Genomic DNA, 20,007 nt, shown 5'->3' with positions numbered 1-20,007 from the left:
GAACCCTCAACAGCGCGCCCGAACTTAAACGGCGACTTCCTCTCTGATTCCCGCCAGAAACAGCTTCAGTCCAAACTCAAAGCGCTGATCAAAGTCGAAGAAGTGCTCCGAGAGCAGTTCGGTATTGATATGCTTGAAGTGGGCATCCGCCAGTACCGGGCCGGCAGCCGCCAGGATCGCCGGCTTGGCCTGGGCCGGGTCATCGGGCAGCCCCTGCTGCTCCAACACCTCCCCCAGAGTAAAAGAGAACAGGCTCATCATGGTCCACATGGCTTTGTGTTGTGGGAGCCCGATCCGGGCCAGCAGGCCCATGACCGTTTCGGCTCCGCGCAGAGTGTTGTGCTTGGCGGCGTAGCTGCCACCAATGATCCGGGCCCCGTCGCGCTGAGCGAGCAGGATCCGTCGCAGACGCCGGCAGCTCTCGGCCAGATCGGCGTAGGGATCGTCGCTGGCCAGATCATCCAGAGGCGCCTGACTGACCATGGCTTCGGCCATTTCATCCAACAGCTGCTGCTTATCCGCGATATGCCGGTAAATGACCGGCGCCTGCACCCCCATGGCCTCTGACAGGGCGCGCATGGTCAGCCCACACAGGCCCTGCTCGTTGACCAGGGCGAGCGCCGTTTCGGCAATTTTCTGAGAGGTGAGTTTTGCTTTTTTCTGTCGCTGGGGCGTCTGCTCGGGATCTGGGTTGGACATAGGGCTCTCTGTTCGATTCTTATTGACATGTTAACAGCGTTAATAGTACATTGGAAATCGCTGTTAACGCCGTTAACAATCCATGACTCCGATCACTCAAGACCGTCAACGGGCGCATTGAGCATGAACTTACTTCATACGGACAGCAAAAGTAGCGGAGAAACCCTCGCACACCAACGGGCCAGCCTGCACTCTGCCAGGAGCAGCGCCCTGCCCCAGCTGCTGGGCATTGAAGAGCAGCACACCCTGCGCCTGGCCGGGCTGCGAACCCGTATTCACGGGCTGCCCTACGAGGTGATCCCCACCTGCTGGGACACCTTCTCGCCCTACCGGGGATGGCTCCCGACTCAGGTGGACCGACGCAGCTACGGTGTGCTGTTGGAGGCAGAGGGTAACGAAGGGGGCTTTGACTACTTCACCGCCGTCGAAGTGGAAAATTTTGACACTCTCAACTCGGATTGGGATCGGCTGGAAATTCCCGCTCAACGCTATGCGGTCTTCCCCCATAAAGACCATGTCTCAACACTGCGCGAAACCCTGCACTCGATTTTCTCGCATAGCCTCCCCACCCTGAACCTCGACCCTTTGCGTCATGCCCCCGGTGTGCCTCTGGTGCTGGAGCGCTACGAGGCCTCCTTCGATCTGACCACCGGTTGGGGCGGCATTCAGGTGCGGGTGCCACTCTCGGCGCGCACCCGCGATCCCGGCCACCGCTGAACCCGCTACGGTAGCTGCTTCAACCGCTCCAGCACCTCATCGGAAACCGGCAGAACCGTGCCGTGGCGGGTGCCTTCCGGAAATTCGATCTGGTCCGAGATATTCTCCCAGTGTCTGAAATCCCGGGTGCGCATGGCCCCGTACTGCTTGTTCATGTATTCATCGTAGTAGACGGTAGTCTCATCACCAATGTTCACAATAGTTGGGCCTTCGACCCAGACTCCCTCGGGAGTAAAAGGCTCCGAAGGCTCACTCCAGGGACCGTACAGGCTCTCACTGCGAGCGACCCGCAGGTTTTTCGCGGGCGGGTGACGGGTTTCATCTTTCAGGATCATGACGTACTCGTCGTCCACACGAACAATCGTGGAATCGATGACGTTGAAGCCCGGCTCGTAGAACAGTGCGGTGTCGCTATAGTGCTCAAAGTCTTCGGTGGTGGTGTAGTAAATGCGGTGATTCAGGCCATCGTCTCCCCGGCTCTCGGTTTCGGGAAAGCGGCCCGGAATGGTGCTGGCCCAGTAGATGACATAGTGCTGGTTGGCTTCATCCCAGAAAATTTCCGGTGCCCAGGTATTGCGCGCCTCGGGCTCATGAGCCATGACCGGGACAAACTGCTGGTCAGACCAGTGAATCAGATCGTCCGAGTGCGCCACGCCCAGCCCCTGGTCTTCCCAACCGGACGTCCAGACCATATGGAAACGCCCGTCCGGCCCCTGAATGATGCAGGGGTCACGCATCAGGCCATGGCCGACGGCCGGCTCCAGAAAGGGTTGATCATTTTTCAGCGCACGCCAGTGGCGACCATCGTCGCTGTAGGCCAGATGAAGGCCGCTCTCCCCGTTACCGCGAAAAGAGGAGAAGAGGTACTGTTGCTTATCCTGTTCTTGCTCTTCTTGTGCCTGATCGTGGTCTGGGAAAAACGTCTGACAGCCCATCAGTAACAGGGCAAACAGACCGGTGAAGGTTGCATTGAGTCTCATGTCATCGTCCGAATGTGATCATCTATTTATCATACGAATTTCGAAGCCTACCTGATCTTTTCCGGCAAGTCACCCGGCAACCCGGCCTTGGCCCGATGACATCTTTGTGCGCTATAGTGGCGGTACTGCGATCAACATTACGGCGGCCGCTTCAATGACATTGCACGCTCTCTGTTCCCGCCCTTCCCGATTGATTTTTGCGCTCTTTCTTCTGGCGCTTACCGCCTGCGCCCACCACCACAGCCCCGGGCCTGGTCGGGCGTCAATGAGCGAAGAGGAACACCGTTGCCTGGCCGGATACGCGGCTCTGGAAAAGGCAGCGCAACGGTTTGAGACGCGGGACGCACGACATCAGAGGGTGGAACATTTGCCCTACCTGCGCACCTCCCGGTTTCTGGCCAGTTTTGACACTCGCGCCCTGTCCGAAGCCGCTTACCGGCAATGGCTATTTCATCACCATGCGTTGGCCGTGGAGGGTCTGACAATAGAGTGGAAGCGGTTGCCCATCGCCGGGAAGCAGCCACTGGATCGATACTGGCCCAGTAAAGAGCGCGCCTTCAAACGCAAACTGAAGCAATGCGGCGCTCTGTTATTGGCCCATCAGGCTGAGCGGCCTCGACTGACCCACATCGCCGCACAGGATCACTATCAGACCTGGAAGCGCTGGGTAGGACTCTACCCTCTGGCGGCCATTCCTTTTTATCATGGCGTGGTCAGCGAGCAGACCATGATCCGCCGGCGACAGAACGTCTTTAACGATAAATTGAATACCGCCGACATTACCTCCGCCTCCGGGCTCGCGGCCGAGTCGGACAGCCCTAGCTGGACCCGCTTTACCGGGCCAATACCGGCGCTTTCCCCCGTCGAAGCGCTTGGTCAGTTGCGCCAACAGCCCCTTGATGCACTGGGCGTCCCGCAACTGAGCGAAGCAGCACGCGAGCAGCTTGTGGACGCCTTCATGCCGACGCTGGCGATTGAAAACACCGACAACACCCTGGCCGACAACGACCGTCCAGTGCAGTTGACGGCCAGCCGGGGAGCCGTTGCGCGCAACCCTGACCAACCGACGCTCTACACCCACATCAGCCTGGGCCGCTATCGCGACCAGGTGACCCTGCAGCTGAACTACAGCGTCTGGTTTTCCGAGCGGCGGCCCGAGGGGCTGCTGGACTGGCTCGCCGGGCAGTACAACGGAATTACCTGGCGGGTTCACCTCCTGCCTTCCGGCGCCGTTGTGGGCTATGACAAGATGCACCAGTGCGGTTGCTGGTATCAGTTTTTCCCGGCCATGGGATTCAGACCACGGCCGCAGCTGCCTCTCGCCCAGGAGCCGTTCAACATTGGCCGAACCCTGGATCCGAGGGAGCGACATACCCTTTGGCTGGAAGCCAACACTCACCACCTACTGGGAGTCAGCGCCGCGCCAGGCTCAGAGACCGGCACTGCGATGGAGGTGCACCCCTACAGCGACTTGCGAGCGCTGGAGACCCCCGAGGGCCCCTCCCAGAGCCCGTTCGACTCCCGGGGGCTGATTCCCGCCTCCCGACGCCCGGAGCGTTGGATATTCTGGCCCATGGGCATCGCCAGCCCCGGTGCCCTGCGTATTCACGGCACCCATGCCATCGCCTTTATCGGTCGCCGCCACTTTGACGATCCACGACTCCTGCGAGAGCTCGGTCTGGAGTAGCACAATGGTAATCGCCGGTGGGCGGGGATATACTGAGCGTGAGAGAGAGGGAGTGAGAGACCGTGCATAACGACACGGTGATCCGCCCAACTATAAATAAAGACTGGTGGACGTTATGACCATTAAAGACCTGGCTCGCCGTTTGGTGGGCCCAGCTGTACTCGCGTGTCTGGCCCATGAAGCCTGCGCGCAGGCCCCCGTTGTGAAAGCTGACCTGGACATGGTCAACCGCCCCGAATCCGAGGTCAATGAGCCGGGCTATGTGCCCTGGCCCGTGGTCTCGGCCAATACCGTGAGCGATACCTTTGACCAGGTGACGGTCACCTTCACCCGCCAGGGATCTGAAGGCTCGAGCCTGAAGTCCCACTGGTTCAAAGCCGGCTTTGATGCCCCGGCCTATGCCCGGCTGGTCAGTGACGGCATTACCGTCGACGGTGGCGAAGCGGGCGCCGCCATCCTGATGACCCTGACGAATCTGCCGGCCGGTGAGCATACCCTGCTGGTTTATCTCAACAGCCTGGACAACCCTGAAACGCAGACCTTCGCCCCGGTGGACATCTCCGTCAATGGGACCCTGGCCGTCGACGCCCTGGCGCCCTCCACCCGGGCTCTCGCCACAAGGGATGCCCAGGCCGCCTATCTGACATTCGACAGCGACGGCGGGGAAGTCGAAGTGCTGTTCGAAGCCGACGTCTCAGCCGGTGCTTCAAACAATAACGTCGTGATCAACGCTTTCGAGCTGAACACCCCCAATGCCGCCAACCAGGCCACCGCGCCCGTGCCGGGCGATGGCGACTGGCATGCCAACGCCGACAGTGGTCAGGTGACCCTGCGCTGGGACGCCGCACCGGGGGCGGTAGCCCACGAGGTGTACTTCGACACCGATGAAGATAATGTCCGCAATGGTACCTCGGAGGCGTTCCAGGGCAATCAGACCGACACCCACTTTGAGGTGGACGAGTTGTACAGCCGCCAGCAGTATTTTTGGCGGGTGGATCAGGTGGGCGCCGATGGCACCCTCACCGAGGGCAATGTCTGGTCCTTTCGCCCGCGGCAACTGGCCTTTCCCGAGGCTGAGGGCTACGGGCGCTTTGCCATCGGCGGGCGCGGCGGTCAGGTGGTGAAAGTCACCAACCTCAACGACAGCGGCCCGGGCAGCCTGCGCGAAGCGGTGACCGAACACGAAGGGCCGCGCACCATCATCTTTGATGTATCCGGGATCATCACCCTGGAGGAGCGCCTGACCCTGAGCGATTCGTTTGTGACCGTGGCCGGCCAGACCGCGCCGGGCAAGGGCATCGTCGTGCGCGGCGCGCCCTTCGGGCTCAGCGGCGCTAATGATGTGGTGATGCAACACATCCGGGTGCGCCTCGGGGCCGGTCGAACCTTTGACGGTATTGGCATGGCCGGCAGCGATCATTCCATTGTGGATCACAGCTCCATCAGCTGGACCATCGATGAGGCCTTCTCCTCGCGCAGCGGCAAAAACATTACCCTCCAGCGCACACTGATTGCCGAGGCCCTGAATGTCGCCGGCCACAAAAACTACCCGGAAGGCTCAGGCCATGGTTACGCGGCCAGTATCAGCGGCGACATCGGCAGTTTCCACCACAACCTGCTGGCCCACAATGAAGGGCGCAACTGGTCGCTGGCCGGTGGTCTGGATGGCAACGGCGAGTTCGCCGGGCGGCTGGATATTTTCAATAACGTGGTTTACAACTGGCGCTCACGCACCACCGATGGCGGTGCGCACGAAGTCAACTTCGTGAACAACTACTACAAGCCCGGCGCAGCCACGACGGAGTTCCACGCGTTGAATGCCCAGTACGAAAACTTCCCGGGCACCCAGCAATACTACTTTGCCGGCAATGTCATGCCGGGGCATTTCGACGAAGAAAACCAGACGGCCGGCCGCAGCGTCGCGGGTTCACCCGACGGTTATTCCGCCTGGGTAGACGAGCCTTTTTTCCCCTCTTTCGCCACCATTCACAGCGCCGAGCAGGCCTATAAAAATGTGCTCTCGGATGTGGGCGCGACTCAACCGGTACAGGATGATCAGGACCTTCGGGTCATCGATGAAACGCTTCAGGGCACCTTCACCTATCGGGGCAGCTATACCGGTCTGCCAGGTCTGCCCGATCATCAAGACGACGTCGGCGGCTACGAAGACTACCCCGAAGTCTACCGCGCTGACAGCCACGACAGCGATGACGATGGCCTGCCCGACTGGTGGGAGAAACTGTACGGCCTCGATCCGATGTCCGCCGGGGAGGCCTTTGACGATGCCAACAACGATGACGACGGCGATGGCTACACTCAGCTCGACCGTTACCTGCAGTGGAAATCCATGCCGCACTACCCGCTGGCGCACGAGGAGACGCTGAGCCTGAGCCTGTCCGAGCTGTTCCGCGGCTACACCGACGGGCCCGAGTACGCCGTCTCCAACACGATCAATGGCAGCGTCAGCCTCGATGGCGATAGCGCGCAATTCACTCCGAATGAGTGCGGGCTGGCTTCTTTCGATCTGACCGCCAGTGACAGTGCCGGCGACAGCATGACCCGGAAAATCGCGGTCTTTGTCGATTCGGACCCGGCCGGTTTCTGTGACAGGGCTCCGGCTGAGGGCCACTTCCCCACCAGCGTTCTGCCACCGGAAGAACCTTCATCATCCAGCAGCTCCAGTTCAAGCTCGAGCAGCGACAGCGGCTCAGACGATGACAACAACACCGGTGATGAAGGCAGTGGCGGCAACGGCGGCGGAGGCAGCGTGCCCTTCGGCCTGCTGTCATTGTTGCTCGGCCTGAGCTGGCTGCGGCGTCAAGGAAGGACACGGGCTTGAATGCCACCATCCGGCAGGCCTCTCCGGCCTGCCGCATCCGCTCGAGTTCGATTCAGTCCGCGCTGACACTGCTGGCCGCTCTGGTTTTCTCCGGGTGCGCGTCAGCTCCCGACCGGGCTCCCGACCCGGCAATTCCCTTCAGCGTCGAGGAGGAGCTGTTTGACCGGGAGCAGCCGGACACCCTCGGACTGCCGCCGGCTCCCGGGGCAGAGACCGTTACCGTCTATCGGGCGGAAGAGAACAGCTACCAATACAATCACGGCGCGGTCCTGACGGTGTTTCAGGGCCGGCTGTATGTGCAGTGGCAGAGTTCGATACAGGATGAAGATGCCCCCGAGACCGAGGTGCGCTACGCCACCAGTGATACCGGTGAGCGCTGGAGCGACCCGGCTGTTCTGGCAGAACCACGCCCGGAGGCGGTGGTGACCAACGGCGGCTGGTGGACCGACGGCGATACCCTGGTCGCTTACCTGAATGTCTGGCCCAAAGAGCTCGAGCCACGCGGTGGCCATGTCGAATACGTGACCAGCCAGGATGGCCAACACTGGAGCGAACCCAGACGGGTGACCACCGCCAGCGGCGCCGCCCTGGACGGAATCATCGAACAGGATGTGCGTCGGCTGGATGACAAGCGTTTACTGACGGCCGTGCACGTCCAGCCCGGACTGATCGCCAAGCCCTACCATACGGATGACCCTTCAGGGCTGAGCGGCTGGACCCCGGGGGAAATGCCGAACCTCGAGCACAAGCCCGAAATGAGTCGCGAGCTGGAACCCAGCTGGTTCATACGCGAGGACGGCGCCGTGGTGATGACCTTTCGCGATCAGGCGGGGAGTTTTCGCGTGCTCGCTTCGGTCAGTCATGATCGGGGTGAAACCTGGAGCCAACCGGTCATCACCGGGCTACACGACTCGCGCTCCAAGCAGAGCGCGGGCAACCTGCCCGATGGCACCGCCTTTATTGTCAACAACCCCAGTGGTAGCAAAACGCGCATTCCGCTGGCCATCACCACCAGCGAGAATGGACATGCCTTCGACCGGGCCTATCGGGTACGGGCCGGCGGTTCCGATCTTCAACCGCAGCGATTCAACGGTCGTTACAAACGCGCAGGCTACAGTTATCCCAAGAGCTACGTCGGAGACCGATACCTCTACATCACCTACGCCACCAACAAGGAGGATATTGAGCTGACGCGGATTCCTCTGTCGGCACTGGAACGGCGATAGCCCGGCGGTTCAGTCAGATCCATCCGCCAGGTTGGGCGTCACGGAGAAAAAGGGAATGCTCAGGGGGTATTCCCGAATCACCCCGTCCTTGGCCCGAACCGCGCCCATCACTGTAAACACAATGGAGAGGATCCCCAGCCCAATCAGCAGAAAAACGCCAATGACAACGAGCATCAGCACCAGGCAAATCACGAAATAGATGAGGGAACTCAGAATCCAGTTCATCACCACCCGCCCCTGCTGATCCACGTAGGGATCGTCGCGGCGAGTGAGCCACAGCGCCACCGGCACGATCAAACCGAAAAAGGGAATGATAAAATTGCAGAACTGCGAAAAATGCAGCAGCATGCTGTAAGTGCGGTTGTCCATGTCGCCCGCCACTCTGGCGGGACTTTGCGCTTCGCCCGAGCGCAGAATTCGGGCCTTGGCCGTGGCGTACTCTTCCTCGCTGATCAGTCCCTTCTCCCGCAGCTCCGCCAGCTTTTCGATTTGATCCAGGTCCATCGCATCATCCCTCTGTATTGGTTATTGGAAGCCACCAGTATAAAGCTCTATGCGTGTCGGGCCAATCATTTCAGATTCGCGGGCAGACCGGGATTCCCTGGTGCCATTTGCCGACAAAACACCCTCAAGTATCCCGGCCAGAAGGGGGGCTTGATTCTCGGACAAAACTGGAGTGAGATAGCCTCTTAAAACCACTGTAAAAACAGGACAGACCATGGCTTCCGACACATCGACAGGCAGCAAACTCGACCGGGTTCTGGCCGAGCAACGCGAATACATCGCCAAACGGGAAAAGGGCTATCGGGAGCAGGCTCTCAAGCTGTACCCCTGGATCTGCGGGCGCTGTGCCCGGGAGTTCACCCGGGCCAACCTGCGCGAACTGACCGTGCACCATGTAAATCACGATCATGACTACAACCCTTCAGACGGCAGCAACTGGGAGCTACTCTGCATTTACTGCCACGACGAGGAGCACGAAAAGTTCTCCAATTTCGTCCGCTACGGCAGCACCTCGGAAACCGAGCGGCCGGCCGCTACCCACAACCCGTTCGCCGACCTGAAAAGCATGATGGGCGGGAAGGAATAGCGAAAAGCGCTCGCCCCCATTCGGCATAAGCCGCCGGAGCCGTCACCCAGCCTGGCGCGCAATCACCACTGGATTACCACGTCTCGTGCGGGATCCGCATGACGCGACTCCGTCTCTCACCCGGAGGCGCGCGCTGCGCCTTCGACCCCCTTATCCTCTGAGTCACTTATCGAACCCGCCTCGAATCGGTCAACCCTCAGGTAATGGTGAATGCGTTTTGGTCATCCACCGTCACAGGTTGGTAACAAATAACCTCTAAGCTTTCGCGCCTGAACCTCAAGGGAGTCCGTTTATGAGACTGCGTAGTTTGACATGGGTCGTGTCGGTCTGGTTATTGGCCATTGGCGTCGAAGCCGATACGGTACCGTTCGCCTCCGGGGAAAGTGGCCGCTTGTTCAGCCTGCATGGGTCCAACACCATCGGAGCCAGCCTGGCACCCGAACTTGTTGAAGATTATCTCATTGCCAAGGGCGCACAAGACGTCAGCATCCGCGCCCGTGCAGAGGCCAATGAATATCGGGTGGAGGGCCGGGTCGCCAACAATCCCGTGTACGTCGACGTGGCGGCGCACGGATCCGGTACCGGGATGCGTGGCCTCGCCTCCGGCGAGGCGCAAATAGCCATGGCTTCGCGTCCGATCAAACCCTCCGAGCAAGAGCTATTGGCGGACTTCGGTCCCATGCGCCACTTTGACGCCGAGCATGTCGTGGCCATAGACGGCCTGGCGGTGATCGTCCATCCCAGTAACCCGCTGAATGCACTGACAGTCAACGACATTGCCCGGTTATTCTCCGGCGAGATTCGCAACTGGAGCGAACTGGGAGGGCCCAATCGGCCGATCAGCCTTTATGCCCGGGACAACAAGTCAGGCACATGGGACAGTTTCAAGAGCATGGTGCTTCAGGGAGATTACTCATTGGATGCGCATGCTCGCCGGTTCGAGTCCAATGACCGACTGTCCGACTCGGTGTCGGCCGATCCGGATGCCATCGGCTTTGTGGGTCTGGCCTCAGTGCGACGCGCCAAGGCAGTGGACGTGTCCCAAGATGGCATCAGCCCTCTGGGTCCGGAGCCGCTCTACGTGGCCACCGAGGATTACGCTCTGTCCCGGCGCCTTTTTCTGTACACCTTACCTGGCCAGACGCCGCCACTAGTGCGGGAGTTTATCGAGTTTGCGCAGAGCGCCACCGGTCAGCGACGGGTCGCGGAGGTGGGCTTTGTGTCCCAGAATCCGGTCAGTCTGAAACCCGCCATCCACCCAGATGCGCCCCCGGCCTATAGTGACTTGGTTCGCCATGGGGAGCGGTTGTCCATCAATTTTCGCTTCGACTCCGGCAGTTCACGACTCGACAACAAGGCTCTTTGGGATATCGAACGACTGCAACAGTTTATGAGTCAGCCGGCAAACCGGGACCGTCAGTTGCAGCTGATCGGTTTCGGTGATGCCCAGCAGTCCGAGCAGCGTGCGCTGGTCTTGTCTCAAATGCGGGCCTTGCGTGTGAAATCTGCCTTGCGTGAGCACGAGATCCACGCCGCTTCAATAGTGGGCTTTGGTGATGGCCTGCCGGTGGCGGACGACCGCGAGGCTGGACGGATCAAGAATCAGCGAGTTGAAGTCTGGTTGTTTGATCCAGCGGCGTCCACCGCCGTCAATGGCGCCAAAGCGGAATTGATGAAAGCGCGCGAATTGATCAACCCTGGAGCGGTCTCCGGAGTCTGGCCACAGCATAAAAAGTAGACTATCCGAGCATTGTGCATCAATGCCGGATGGTCTTCTTCCAGCATTGATGCCCCTCTCAGAAACCGCCTCCCCCCCCCTTAATTGCTCAAATCTGCTTATTCAGTCATCTTACCCTACACCAACCCTTACCTTAACTTTACACTCACGGAACACCCAAACACCTCCAGACGGTTGAAATCGAGGCGGCGAGCGCCACCTATACACCAGTAGGTTCATTTTGAAACCCCGTTAAGGAGATGCTCTTATGACCCAGCAACACGTCATTCCCCCCATTGGTCTCGGCACCTTCCGCCTCAAGGGCCAGGACGTCATTGAGTCGGTCAAATCCGCGTTGTCACTGGGCTACCGTCACATTGACACCGCCCAAATGTATGAAAACGAAGCCGAGGTCGGCCAGGCGATCAAGGAAAGCGGCGTGCCACGCGAGGAGATCTTTGTCACCACCAAGATATGGCATGGCTCACTCGCTGGCGATCAGCCCATCGAAAGCCTGAAAGAGAGCCTGAAAAAGCTCGGCATGGATCATGTCGACCTGACGCTGATCCACTGGCCTTCCCCCGGCAATGAAGTGCCCATGGAGGACTACATTGGCGCTTTGAATGAAGCCCGCAAACAGGGCCTTACCAAACACATCGGCATTTCCAACTTCACCATCGCGCAGGTGAACGAAGCCCTGCAGGTACCGGGTGGCGAGCATATCGTGACCAACCAGATTGAAGTACACCCCTATCTGGCCAATAAAAAGGTGGTGAAACACTGCCAGGACAAGGGCCTGCAGGTCACCGGCTACATGCCCCTGGCCGTGGGCAAAGTCATGAAAGACCCGGTGCTGCAGGAAATCGCCAAGGCGCATGAGGTCACCCCCGCCCAGATCGCTTTGGCGTGGGTGGCCCAGCAGGACATCGTGGTCATTCCCTCTTCGACCAAGCCGGAGCACCAGAAGGCCAACCTGGCGGCTCGGGACCTGCGTCTGAGCGCCGAAGAGATTGCCAGAATCGACGCTCTGGATGCGGGCGAGCGGATTGCGAACCCGGACTTCGCCCCCGAGTGGGACGTCTAAGAAAGACCGAGCTATACTTTCGGGAGGCGGCACACCACAAAACCAATCAGCCGCCTCCCATCAACCCGAGAGGAGACCGAGAGCATGGTTGCCATAACGGCCATCGACGTTCAACCCATCGGCGCCCCACCCACCGGCTTTGGCGGCGATGCCCGCAATATTGCCCAGGGCGGCCCGACCTACGCCAACGCGGTGCTGGAAATACTGACCGACCACCCCGACTTGCGCGGTACCAGCATCATTTTTACCAACGGCCACGGCCTGAAAGAGATGTGTGCGGTGACCCGGGATGTGGCCAACCGCTACCTGCTGATGGAAGACTGGCTACCGGAGCCGAATAAACTGCACTTGGACGGCAATCTGGGACGTTTCTGCAAGCACATGCTGCAGGACTCCGATTACAGCTGGCTGGGCGGTGTGGGCGTCTCCCGCATGGCCATCGGCGCGGTCGCCAACGCCCTCTGGGACCTGACCGCCAAGATCCAGCAGGTACCCGCCTGGCAACTGATGGCCGACATGAGTCCAGAGGAACTGCTCGAATTCATCGACTTTGAGCCCATCGGCGATGTTCTGAGCCCAGAGCAGGCCCTGAACATGCTGCAGCAGGCGCAGGAAGGCAAACAGGAGCGCATTCAGCAGATCTACCAGCAGGGGTTGCTGGCCTACAACACCGCGGGCTGGAGCGGCATCAGCAATGAGGGGCTGGTCGACCAGACCCGCAAAATGCTCCAATCCGGCTGGCCCCAGATCAAGATCAAGGTGGGCGCCAGCTACACCGCCGCCCGCATGCAGGCGGACGAGGCCCAAAAGGTGCTCACCCGCGAAGATATCGACCGGATTGCCCTGCAGGCGGCCAATGAGGACGCCGAGCGCATGATTCTGGTGTACCAGACCATCGAGCGGGAAGACCCGCGTGCGCAGAAAATGAAAGTGGCGGTGGACAGCAACCAGGTGTTCGATACCCGGTCGGCCTTCATTTTCGCCCACCAGCTGGCCCTGAAACTCTACGAGACCAGCCCCGAGTACCAGATCGAGTGGTTCGAAGAGCCCTGCAACCAGCACAGCGCCATGGCCCATGTGGAGCTCCAGCAGGCGCTGAACCGGGCCTTCGCCGACTATGATCCGCCGTTACGGGTCCCGATTTCCACCGGCGAGCACGGCGCCTCGCCCATCACCTTCAAAGACCTGCTGCACGCCCCGGCGCTGGGCGGGCAGAGCCGGGAAAAATACGCCATCGATGTGATCCAGATGGACTACGCCCGTGTCGGTGGCATCGGCGACAATCTCGCCATACTGCTGCTGGCCCAGAAGGCCCGGGAAGAGGGCCGGGACGTGCGCATCTGCCCCCATACCGGTGGCATTGGTCTGTGTGAGGGAATGCGCAACGTCCAGGCCCTCAAACAGGCGCTGTTCGGGCCCGACAATCGGGCGGGAGTGCCGGACATCCTGGAGTACGTGGCCGAAGAGGAGCGCAGTGTGCACGAGGGGGTCTTTACCAACCCCGCCATCATCGACCAGGGCTACTACCAGATGTCCCGCGAGCCTGGCGTGGGCGTGGATTACACCGCCCGGGGCAAGCAGGATTACACCCTGCCCGGCGGCGATGCCTGGCAGGCCAGTGATCACTTTGCCAGACTGGCACGTAAGTTTATGCAATCCGAGTGAAGGTGCTGGGTGAACTCGATCGACCGATCGCTGCCCAACACTGTAACCGGCAACAGGAGTGATACATGAAGATATTGATGGTTCTCACGTCACACGACCAACTGGGTGATACCGGCAAAAAAACCGGCTTCTGGCTGGAGGAGTTTGCCGCCCCCTATTACCGGTTCGTCGACGCAGGCGCGGAGGTCACCCTGGCCACGCCCAAAGGTGGCCAGCCTCCGCTGGACCCGGTGAGCGACTCTCCGGACGCCCAGACCCCTGACACCGAGCGCTTTCGGGACGACTCCGACGCCCAGAAGCTGCTCGCCAGCACCGTCAGACTGACGGAGATCAAGCCGGATGAGTACGATGCCATCTTCTACCCCGGGGGCCATGGCCCACTGTGGGACCTGGCCGAAGACCCCGCCTCAATCAAGCTGATTGAATACTGTTACGAGCACGACAAGCCTCTGGGCCTGGTCTGCCACGCGCCGGGCGTACTGCGCCACGCCAGGCAGCCCGATGGCCGGCCTCTGGTCAGCGGCAAACATGTGACCGGCTTCAGCAACACCGAGGAAGAGGCGGTACAGCTGACCCAGGTCGTGCCGTTTCTGGTGGAGGACACACTCAAGGACCATGGCGGCCAGTACTCCAAGGCCGATGACTTCCAGGAGCACGTGGTGACCGACCACAAACTGGTGACCGGCCAGAATCCGCCCTCCTCCGCCGCATCGGCCGCCGCGCTGCTCAAACTGCTGTAAAAGCGCGCCCGCCTGCAGGGCGGGCTTGGTCGCCGAGGAAACTGTGTTAAAGTTTTCACCACAATCGGAAGACGGCGAACGCCAACCGACGCCAAAAAAGAAAGCACCATCAACCGTGCAACAAGCAATCAAACCGTGATTAACGCCAAAAAAATGAGGAAAACACCATGAAACGCAGAGATTTTCTCAAGCTCTCAGCCGCCACCACCGGTGCGGCGCTGATTCCAGTGCACAATCTCTATGCCCAGGACGAAAAGCTCTCGCCCGACGATCCACAAGCCAAAGCGCTGAACTACGTCGAAGAAAGCGAGAAGGAAGGCCAGCGCTGTGATAACTGTGTGCACGCCAAGGGCGACCTGGAGTCCGAGTGGGTCGGCTGTAACCTCTTCCCCAACAAACAGGTGAAAGCCTCCGGTTGGTGTAACGTCTGGGCCGAGCGCTAAAACAGCGATCCATCGGCAAACCAACAAAAAAGGGCAGGGTTTTACCCTGCCCTTTTTTTATTGAGGGGTTGGCGTGGTTTCTGGCGATGCAATTTTTGGGTACCATTGTCGCTTCGGTCATACCTCAAAACAATAGAGACAACCCATGCTGACAACAGAACCCAACCCGATCTATCGCCCCAACCCGCAACGCTACGCTGACATGAGCTATCCGCGCTGTGGCCGCAGCGGCCTGCGTCTGCCCTCCCTCTCGCTGGGCCTGTGGCAGAACTTCGGCGGTGTCGACTCACTCAGTAACGCGCGCGCCATGATCCAGCGCGCCTTTGACCTGGGCATCACCCACTTTGACCTGGCCAACAACTACGGCCCGCCCTACGGCTCATCCGAGACCACCTTTGGCGAAGTCTTCCGCCAGGATCTGGCGCCCTACCGGGACGAGCTGATCATCTCCAACAAGGCCGGTTACGACATGTGGCCCGGTCCCTACGGTATCGGCGGTTCGCGCAAGTATCTGGTCGCCAGCTGCGACCAGAGCCTGAAACGCACCGGATTGGAGTATTTTGATATTTTTTACTCCCACTGCATGGACCCCGAGACCCCACTGGAAGAAACCATGGGAGCCCTGGACTACATCGTCCGCTCCGGGCGCGCCCTCTACGCCGGTATTTCCAACTACAGCCCGGAGAAAACCCGGGAGGCCATCGCCATACTCAAATCACTGGGAACACCGCTGATGATCCACCAACCCCGCTACAACATGCTGGACCGGTGGATTGAAGACGGATTGACTGATGTGCTGAAGCAGGAAGGTGTGGGGGCCATCGTCTTCTCGCCCCTGTCCCAGGGCATGCTCACCGACAAGTACCTCAACGGGGTGCCCGAAGGCTCAAGGGCCGCCCGTAGCGAGCAGATCTATTTCAGCGAGAGCGATATCAGTGCGCAGCAGCTGGAGCAGGTGAAAGCCCTGAACGACGTCGCTCAGGCGCGCGGCCAGTCTCTGGCCCAGATGGCGCTGGCCTGGACGCTCAACAACGAGGCGGTCACCAGTGCCATCATCGGTGCCAGCCGCCCCGAGCAGATCGAGAACTCTGTGGCCGCGCTGGACAATCCGGACTTCTCGACCGAGGAACTGGCCCGCATCGAGGCGATACTCAAACCATCGGCCTAACCGCTGGCTAGCCTGAGAGCCGCTGGCCCAGCCAGCGGCTGATCACCGGAATCTGCTCGGGGCAGACGCCGTGCTCCACCGGGTAGCGCTCATACTCCACCGGATACCCCCAGACCTTGAGCTGCTCGGCCGCCCTCTGGCCCAGAACCTCGGCCACTACCGGGTCCCGTACCCCATGTTGAACCAAAACGGGCAGGGTCTGGTTCGCCGGATCGCGCGGCACCTCCTGGTTGGCCAGATAGCTGGAGAGCACCAACAGGCCCGCCAGGGGTTTTCCGTAGCTCAGGGCCGCCTCATACGCCACCGCGCCCCCCTGGGAAAAACCGGCCACCACAATACGGCGACTGTCCACGCCGCGGGCCCGCTCCCGGTCGATCAGGGCCTGCACCTGGCCGGCGGACTCGCGCAACTGATCGACATTGACCGTGCGCCGCTCAAACGACATATCGAGAATGTCATGCCAGGCGCGCATGACCATCCCGCCGTTGACCGTCACCGGCATACGGGGCGCGTGCGGGAAAATGAACCGGGTCCGGCAGCCCTCGGGCAGAGAAAGTTGCGGCACCAGAGGCGCAAAGTCGTTGCCATCGGCCCCGAGGCCGTGCAACCAGATGACGCTGCTGTTAGCCTCGCCCTCGGGCTCGATTTCCACAGCGGGCAGGTAATCCATAAAAGCTCCCGAATCGAAAAACGCCCATTATAACCGCTGGAGGCTTCAGGAATAACCGCTGGAGCCAACAGAACAAGAGCTACCCCAACCTTCGGGAATAACGCTACACTGAAAGAGACGAACTGAAGCAGGATAAGTGATGACCCAAGCAATGAAAGACATACACGATTACACGGGCGGCGGCGCCGGTCAGTCAACCACAACCATTGATGCGGTAGTCTCGCCGGTCGGGCCCCTGAAGGTGCTGTCGAAGGTGGAGATGGCCAAACTGCTCGACGCCAGCCAGAGCGGCCTCTATACCCTCTTTCGCAGCTGTGCGCTGGCAGTACTGAACAGCGGCAATTACCTGGACGACGGCAAAGAACTGCTCGAGCGGTACAAGGATTTTTCCATCAAGGTGTTGCAGGAAGAGCGCGGCATCAAACTGGATGTGCGTGGCGCGCCGGCCAGCGCCTTTGTCGACGGCAAGATGATCCGCGGTATCAGCGAACACCTGTTCGCCGTCCTGCGCGATGTGCTCTATGCCAGCGCCGAAATCCAGCATAACCCGAAATTTGATCTGAGCACCCCCGAGGGTACCACCGACGCCGTGTTTCACATGCTGCGCAATGCCGACATTCTGTTCTCGGGCGTGGAACCGCGCATGGTGGTCTGCTGGGGCGGCCACTCCATCAGCCGCGAAGAATACGACTACACCAAGGATGTGGGCTACCAACTGGGCCTGCGCGGGCTGGACATCTGCACCGGCTGTGGCCCGGGCGCCATGAAAGGCCCCATGAAGGGGGCCACGATCGGCCACGCCAAGCAGCGCATTGCCGGGGGCCGCTACCTGGGCATCACCGAGCCCGGCATTATTGCCGCCGAAGCGCCCAATCCCATTGTCAACCAGCTGGCGATCCTGCCGGACATCGAAAAGCGTCTTGAGGCCTTTGTGCGCACCGGCCACGGAATCGTGGTCTTCCCCGGCGGCGCCGGCACGGCCGAGGAAATCTTCTACCTGCTGGGCATACTGCTGCACCCGGACAACCGGGACATCCCCTTCCCGCTCATCCTGACCGGCCCCGCCGATTCGGCCGACTATTTTGAGCGCATCAACGAGTTTCTCGGTGCGACCCTCGGCGAGGAGGCGCAGCAGCGCTATCAGATCATTGTGGACGACCCGGCACAGGTGGCCCGGGCCATGCAGGAGGGTATGCAGCATGTGCGCGACTTCCGCCGGCACACGGGCGATGCCTACTACTTCAACTGGCAGCTGAAGATCAATCCGGAGTTCCAGCGCCCCTTCCAGCCCACTCACGCCAACATGAGTGCTCTGGAGCTGCACAAAAACCAGGCGCCCCACGATCTGGCCGCCAACCTGAGGCGGGCTTTTTCCGGCATCGTCGCCGGCAACGTCAAGGACGAGGGAATCCGGGCCATCGAGCAGCACGGTCATTTCGAAATTCACGGCGACCCGTCCATCATGAAACCCGTGGATGAGCTGCTCGCGTCCTTTGTGGCCCAGAACCGGATGAAGCTGCCCGGCAAGACCTATCACCCCTGCTACAAGATTGTATAGGCGGGCGGTTCTGTCGGCGTGAGGAAGTGAGGGTAAGGCCGGGGCTCAGAGAGGAACACCACCCGGTTTCCTACAGGCTTTGTAGTCAATCTCCTACAAACATTGCCGACTATTGCCACTATTGCCCGAGCGGGGACTTATGGAGAATACACAGTAACAGGGAGGTACACAGGATGTGCTGGTCGACCAGGTAGGGTCAACGGAAGCACCCAACTCCGTCGGGCACAGGAGGTGCTCAGGAAGGAATACGGAATGGGGTTGGGATGGCAATCACGGACGGGCCCGGCACGACGCAGGGCCGATTGCGCCGCTTCAAGGGACAGAAATCGCAAGGGGCCGCGCTATGAGCGCGGCCCCTTCTTTTTATCGACCTTTAAATCGCTTCTATCAGCCCTTCAAAGCTTTCACGCGCAGGCTGACGGCCCAGAGCGTCAGAAGTTCTCTTCCAGATACTGGCGCGCCAGGCGCGACGCATCACTGGTACCGGACGCCACGTCCTCAAGCAATGCCTGAGCTTCCTGGGTGTTTCCCTGCTGATGATAGACCCGGCCGAGCTTGTACTGGGCATCGGCCCGTTTGCGATCATCGGGGAAATCGTCCAACAGGCGTTCAAACCAGGTCTGGGCCTGCTCGAGGTCTTCGTTCAGCAGGTAGATCTCACCCAGCCAATAGTGACTGTTGCCCGCGAAGTTACCCTCAGGATACTCATCGAGATACTCTTCGAAGGCATTGATGGCCTCCTCGATATCCCGATCCCGCAGTAACTGGTAGGCATCGCGATACTTCTGGGTTTCTGACAGGCGCTCCTCATCGGAGGAATTCCGCCCCCGGGGACCGGCATCCAGATCTGCGTTCGACTCGCCGCCCCCACTCAGGGCGCCAATACGCTTATCGAGATCCAGATAGTCATCCATCCGCTGCTGCTTGAGTTTCTGCAGCTCGTACGCCTGCTCTTCCACCATGCCGCGGAGCTGCTGCACTTCCCGCTGCAATGTCTGCAACTGGAAAAACAGCTCAGACTGGAAGTTCCCGGTGGCGCTGCCGCCAGCCTCCTCACTCTGTCCGGTGTGCTCGGGCTCGGAATCGACAACCTCGACCTGTGCCTGGGCTAAAGGCACGACCGCCAGTAGGGCGGCCGTCATCAATGGTTTCAACATAGCGATCAATACTTGATTTCAACACGACGGTTTTTGGCCCAGGCGCTGTCATTGCTGCCCATGGCCAGCGGCCGCTCTTCACCATAGCTCACCACTTCGAGGTCGTCACGACGAACGCCCTGAAGCACCAGAAAGTCACGCACGGCCTTGGCGCGACGCTCACCCAACGCCATGTTGTATTCGCGCGAGCCGCGCTCATCGGTATGACCTTCGAGCCGGACATCGGTCGGAGAATCCTTCAGGCGCTCGGCGTGAGCCAGCAGCAGCGCGCGAGCTTCGGGCTTCAACGTGGCCTGGTCAAAATCGAAGTAGACAATGGTGTCCAGCTCTTCCATTTCGTCATCGTCGCCCGAGCGGGAGCTTACGCCTTCGCGATCGGATGTGCCGGTAGTGACACCACCATCGCGCTCGGCGCTTTCACCGGTATCCATTCCCTCTTCATCCGAGGTGTCGGTGCTGGCACAACCGGCCAGAAACGCCATAACAAAGGCCAGGCTCAAACCCTGCTTCAGTAATTTGGTCATCATAATGTAACTCCATCTCTAAGTTTGTTGGTTGTCTCGGAAC

Annotated in this window: 18 protein-coding genes; 12 read left to right on the top strand and 6 right to left on the bottom strand. The window is 60.4% G+C overall.

The window, feature by feature from the left end:
• Positions 1 to 24 precede the first annotated feature (24 nt).
• Positions 25 to 699 (bottom strand): TetR/AcrR family transcriptional regulator, encoded by a 675-nt coding sequence (locus tag AAE484_RS16720; RefSeq protein ID WP_341939576.1) that lies wholly within the window; start codon positions 697 to 699, stop codon positions 25 to 27.
• A 123-nt stretch (positions 700 to 822) separates the two neighbouring features.
• Between AAE484_RS16720 and AAE484_RS16715 the strand changes: the two genes are divergently transcribed.
• A complete protein-coding gene (locus AAE484_RS16715) occupies positions 823 to 1,416 on the top strand; it encodes a GyrI-like domain-containing protein (RefSeq protein ID WP_341939575.1) in 594 nt (197 codons plus the stop codon).
• A 5-nt stretch (positions 1,417 to 1,421) separates the two neighbouring features.
• Here the strand turns inward: AAE484_RS16715 and AAE484_RS16710 are convergent, their stop codons facing one another.
• On the bottom strand, positions 1,422 to 2,396 hold the full coding sequence (locus tag AAE484_RS16710) for a glycoside hydrolase family 43 protein (protein WP_341939574.1): 975 nt from the start codon (positions 2,394 to 2,396) through the stop codon (positions 1,422 to 1,424).
• Positions 2,397 to 2,661: 265 nt separating this feature from the next.
• Here AAE484_RS16710 and AAE484_RS16705 point away from each other — a divergent pair, with 265 nt between their 5' ends.
• The 3 genes from AAE484_RS16705 to AAE484_RS16695 all read left to right on the top strand — a co-directional run bounded on the left by AAE484_RS16705 (position 2,662) and on the right by AAE484_RS16695 (position 8,148).
• Entirely contained in the window at positions 2,662 to 4,083 is a 1,422-nt protein-coding gene (locus AAE484_RS16705) for a hypothetical protein (RefSeq protein WP_341939573.1), read from the top strand.
• A gap of 115 nt (positions 4,084 to 4,198) precedes the next feature.
• A complete protein-coding gene (locus AAE484_RS16700; RefSeq protein ID WP_341939572.1) occupies positions 4,199 to 6,922 on the top strand; it encodes a pectate lyase family protein in 2,724 nt (907 codons plus the stop codon).
• Entirely contained in the window at positions 6,919 to 8,148 is a 1,230-nt protein-coding gene (locus AAE484_RS16695) for a sialidase family protein (RefSeq protein ID WP_341939571.1), read from the top strand. Before AAE484_RS16700 ends, AAE484_RS16695 begins: the two co-directional genes overlap by 4 nt.
• Positions 8,149 to 8,157: 9 nt before the next feature.
• On the opposite strand, the gene AAE484_RS16690 is transcribed toward AAE484_RS16695, so the two are convergent.
• A complete protein-coding gene (locus AAE484_RS16690; RefSeq protein ID WP_341939570.1) occupies positions 8,158 to 8,652 on the bottom strand; it encodes a DUF4870 domain-containing protein in 495 nt (164 codons plus the stop codon).
• 214 nt (positions 8,653 to 8,866) lie between these two features.
• Here AAE484_RS16690 and AAE484_RS16685 point away from each other — a divergent pair, with 214 nt between their 5' ends.
• The 7 genes from AAE484_RS16685 (at position 8,867) to mgrA (ending at position 16,055) form a co-directional block, all read left to right on the top strand.
• Positions 8,867 to 9,238 carry a YajD family HNH nuclease gene (locus AAE484_RS16685; RefSeq protein WP_341939569.1) on the top strand — a complete coding sequence of 124 codons (372 nt, stop codon included), beginning with the start codon at positions 8,867 to 8,869 and terminating at the stop codon, positions 9,236 to 9,238.
• Positions 9,239 to 9,530: 292 nt separating this feature from the next.
• Positions 9,531 to 10,976, top strand: coding sequence for a phosphate ABC transporter substrate-binding/OmpA family protein (locus AAE484_RS16680; RefSeq protein ID WP_341939568.1), 1,446 nt, complete (start codon positions 9,531 to 9,533; stop codon positions 10,974 to 10,976).
• Positions 10,977 to 11,223: 247 nt separating this feature from the next.
• The gene (gene dkgB, locus AAE484_RS16675; RefSeq protein WP_341939567.1) at positions 11,224 to 12,039 is read left to right on the top strand and encodes a 2,5-didehydrogluconate reductase DkgB; all 816 of its coding nucleotides are present in this window, start codon (positions 11,224 to 11,226) and stop codon (positions 12,037 to 12,039) included.
• A gap of 84 nt (positions 12,040 to 12,123) precedes the next feature.
• Positions 12,124 to 13,704 (top strand): enolase C-terminal domain-like protein, encoded by a 1,581-nt coding sequence (locus AAE484_RS16670; protein ID WP_341939566.1) that lies wholly within the window; start codon positions 12,124 to 12,126, stop codon positions 13,702 to 13,704.
• Between the two features lie 65 nt (positions 13,705 to 13,769).
• A complete protein-coding gene (locus AAE484_RS16665; protein WP_341939565.1) occupies positions 13,770 to 14,444 on the top strand; it encodes a type 1 glutamine amidotransferase domain-containing protein in 675 nt (224 codons plus the stop codon).
• A gap of 167 nt (positions 14,445 to 14,611) precedes the next feature.
• Complete coding sequence (locus AAE484_RS16660; protein WP_341939564.1) at positions 14,612 to 14,887, top strand: high-potential iron-sulfur protein; 276 nt, start codon at positions 14,612 to 14,614, stop codon at positions 14,885 to 14,887.
• A 145-nt stretch (positions 14,888 to 15,032) separates the two neighbouring features.
• The gene (mgrA, locus tag AAE484_RS16655) at positions 15,033 to 16,055 is read left to right on the top strand and encodes an L-glyceraldehyde 3-phosphate reductase (RefSeq protein WP_341939563.1); all 1,023 of its coding nucleotides are present in this window, start codon (positions 15,033 to 15,035) and stop codon (positions 16,053 to 16,055) included.
• Positions 16,056 to 16,062: 7 nt separating this feature from the next.
• On the opposite strand, the gene AAE484_RS16650 is transcribed toward mgrA, so the two are convergent.
• Complete coding sequence (locus tag AAE484_RS16650; protein WP_341939562.1) at positions 16,063 to 16,725, bottom strand: alpha/beta hydrolase; 663 nt, start codon at positions 16,723 to 16,725, stop codon at positions 16,063 to 16,065.
• A 151-nt stretch (positions 16,726 to 16,876) separates the two neighbouring features.
• On the opposite strand from AAE484_RS16650, the gene ppnN reads away from it, so the two are divergent.
• Positions 16,877 to 18,283 carry a nucleotide 5'-monophosphate nucleosidase PpnN gene (ppnN, locus tag AAE484_RS16645; RefSeq protein WP_341939561.1) on the top strand — a complete coding sequence of 469 codons (1,407 nt, stop codon included), beginning with the start codon at positions 16,877 to 16,879 and terminating at the stop codon, positions 18,281 to 18,283.
• Between the two features lie 431 nt (positions 18,284 to 18,714).
• On the opposite strand, the gene ybgF is transcribed toward ppnN, so the two are convergent.
• Complete coding sequence (gene ybgF, locus AAE484_RS16640) at positions 18,715 to 19,440, bottom strand: tol-pal system protein YbgF (RefSeq protein WP_341939560.1); 726 nt, start codon at positions 19,438 to 19,440, stop codon at positions 18,715 to 18,717.
• Positions 19,441 to 19,445: 5 nt separating this feature from the next.
• Positions 19,446 to 19,964 (bottom strand): peptidoglycan-associated lipoprotein Pal, encoded by a 519-nt coding sequence (gene pal / locus AAE484_RS16635; RefSeq protein WP_341939589.1) that lies wholly within the window; start codon positions 19,962 to 19,964, stop codon positions 19,446 to 19,448.
• Positions 19,965 to 20,007: the final 43 nt, after the last annotated feature.

It is taken from the genome of Marinimicrobium sp. C2-29 (assembly GCF_038419845.1).
In the GTDB taxonomy this organism is placed as follows: domain Bacteria; phylum Pseudomonadota; class Gammaproteobacteria; order Pseudomonadales; family Cellvibrionaceae; genus Marinimicrobium.
Note: the sequence above shows the minus strand (reverse complement) of the source record. Positions and strands in the feature narration are given on the sequence as shown.

Excerpts from the sequence above, each read along its gene's own strand:
- AAE484_RS16720 (WP_341939576.1), bottom strand. The coding sequence starts at position 699 with ATGTCCAACCCAGATCCCGAGCAGACGCCCCAGCGACAGAAAAAAGCA.
- AAE484_RS16715 (WP_341939575.1), top strand. The coding sequence starts at position 823 with ATGAACTTACTTCATACGGACAGCAAAAGTAGCGGAGAAACCCTCGCA.
- AAE484_RS16710 (WP_341939574.1), bottom strand. The coding sequence starts at position 2,396 with ATGAGACTCAATGCAACCTTCACCGGTCTGTTTGCCCTGTTACTGATG.
- AAE484_RS16705 (WP_341939573.1), top strand. The coding sequence starts at position 2,662 with ATGAGCGAAGAGGAACACCGTTGCCTGGCCGGATACGCGGCTCTGGAA.
- AAE484_RS16700 (WP_341939572.1), top strand. The coding sequence starts at position 4,199 with ATGACCATTAAAGACCTGGCTCGCCGTTTGGTGGGCCCAGCTGTACTC.
- AAE484_RS16690 (WP_341939570.1), bottom strand. The coding sequence starts at position 8,652 with ATGGACCTGGATCAAATCGAAAAGCTGGCGGAGCTGCGGGAGAAGGGA.
- AAE484_RS16685 (WP_341939569.1), top strand. The coding sequence starts at position 8,867 with ATGGCTTCCGACACATCGACAGGCAGCAAACTCGACCGGGTTCTGGCC.
- AAE484_RS16680 (WP_341939568.1), top strand. The coding sequence starts at position 9,531 with ATGAGACTGCGTAGTTTGACATGGGTCGTGTCGGTCTGGTTATTGGCC.
- dkgB (WP_341939567.1), top strand. The coding sequence starts at position 11,224 with ATGACCCAGCAACACGTCATTCCCCCCATTGGTCTCGGCACCTTCCGC.
- AAE484_RS16670 (WP_341939566.1), top strand. The coding sequence starts at position 12,124 with ATGGTTGCCATAACGGCCATCGACGTTCAACCCATCGGCGCCCCACCC.
- AAE484_RS16665 (WP_341939565.1), top strand. The coding sequence starts at position 13,770 with ATGAAGATATTGATGGTTCTCACGTCACACGACCAACTGGGTGATACC.
- AAE484_RS16660 (WP_341939564.1), top strand. The coding sequence starts at position 14,612 with ATGAAACGCAGAGATTTTCTCAAGCTCTCAGCCGCCACCACCGGTGCG.
- mgrA (WP_341939563.1), top strand. The coding sequence starts at position 15,033 with ATGCTGACAACAGAACCCAACCCGATCTATCGCCCCAACCCGCAACGC.
- AAE484_RS16650 (WP_341939562.1), bottom strand. The coding sequence starts at position 16,725 with ATGGATTACCTGCCCGCTGTGGAAATCGAGCCCGAGGGCGAGGCTAAC.
- ppnN (WP_341939561.1), top strand. The coding sequence starts at position 16,877 with ATGAAAGACATACACGATTACACGGGCGGCGGCGCCGGTCAGTCAACC.
- ybgF (WP_341939560.1), bottom strand. The coding sequence starts at position 19,440 with ATGTTGAAACCATTGATGACGGCCGCCCTACTGGCGGTCGTGCCTTTA.
- pal (WP_341939589.1), bottom strand. The coding sequence starts at position 19,964 with ATGACCAAATTACTGAAGCAGGGTTTGAGCCTGGCCTTTGTTATGGCG.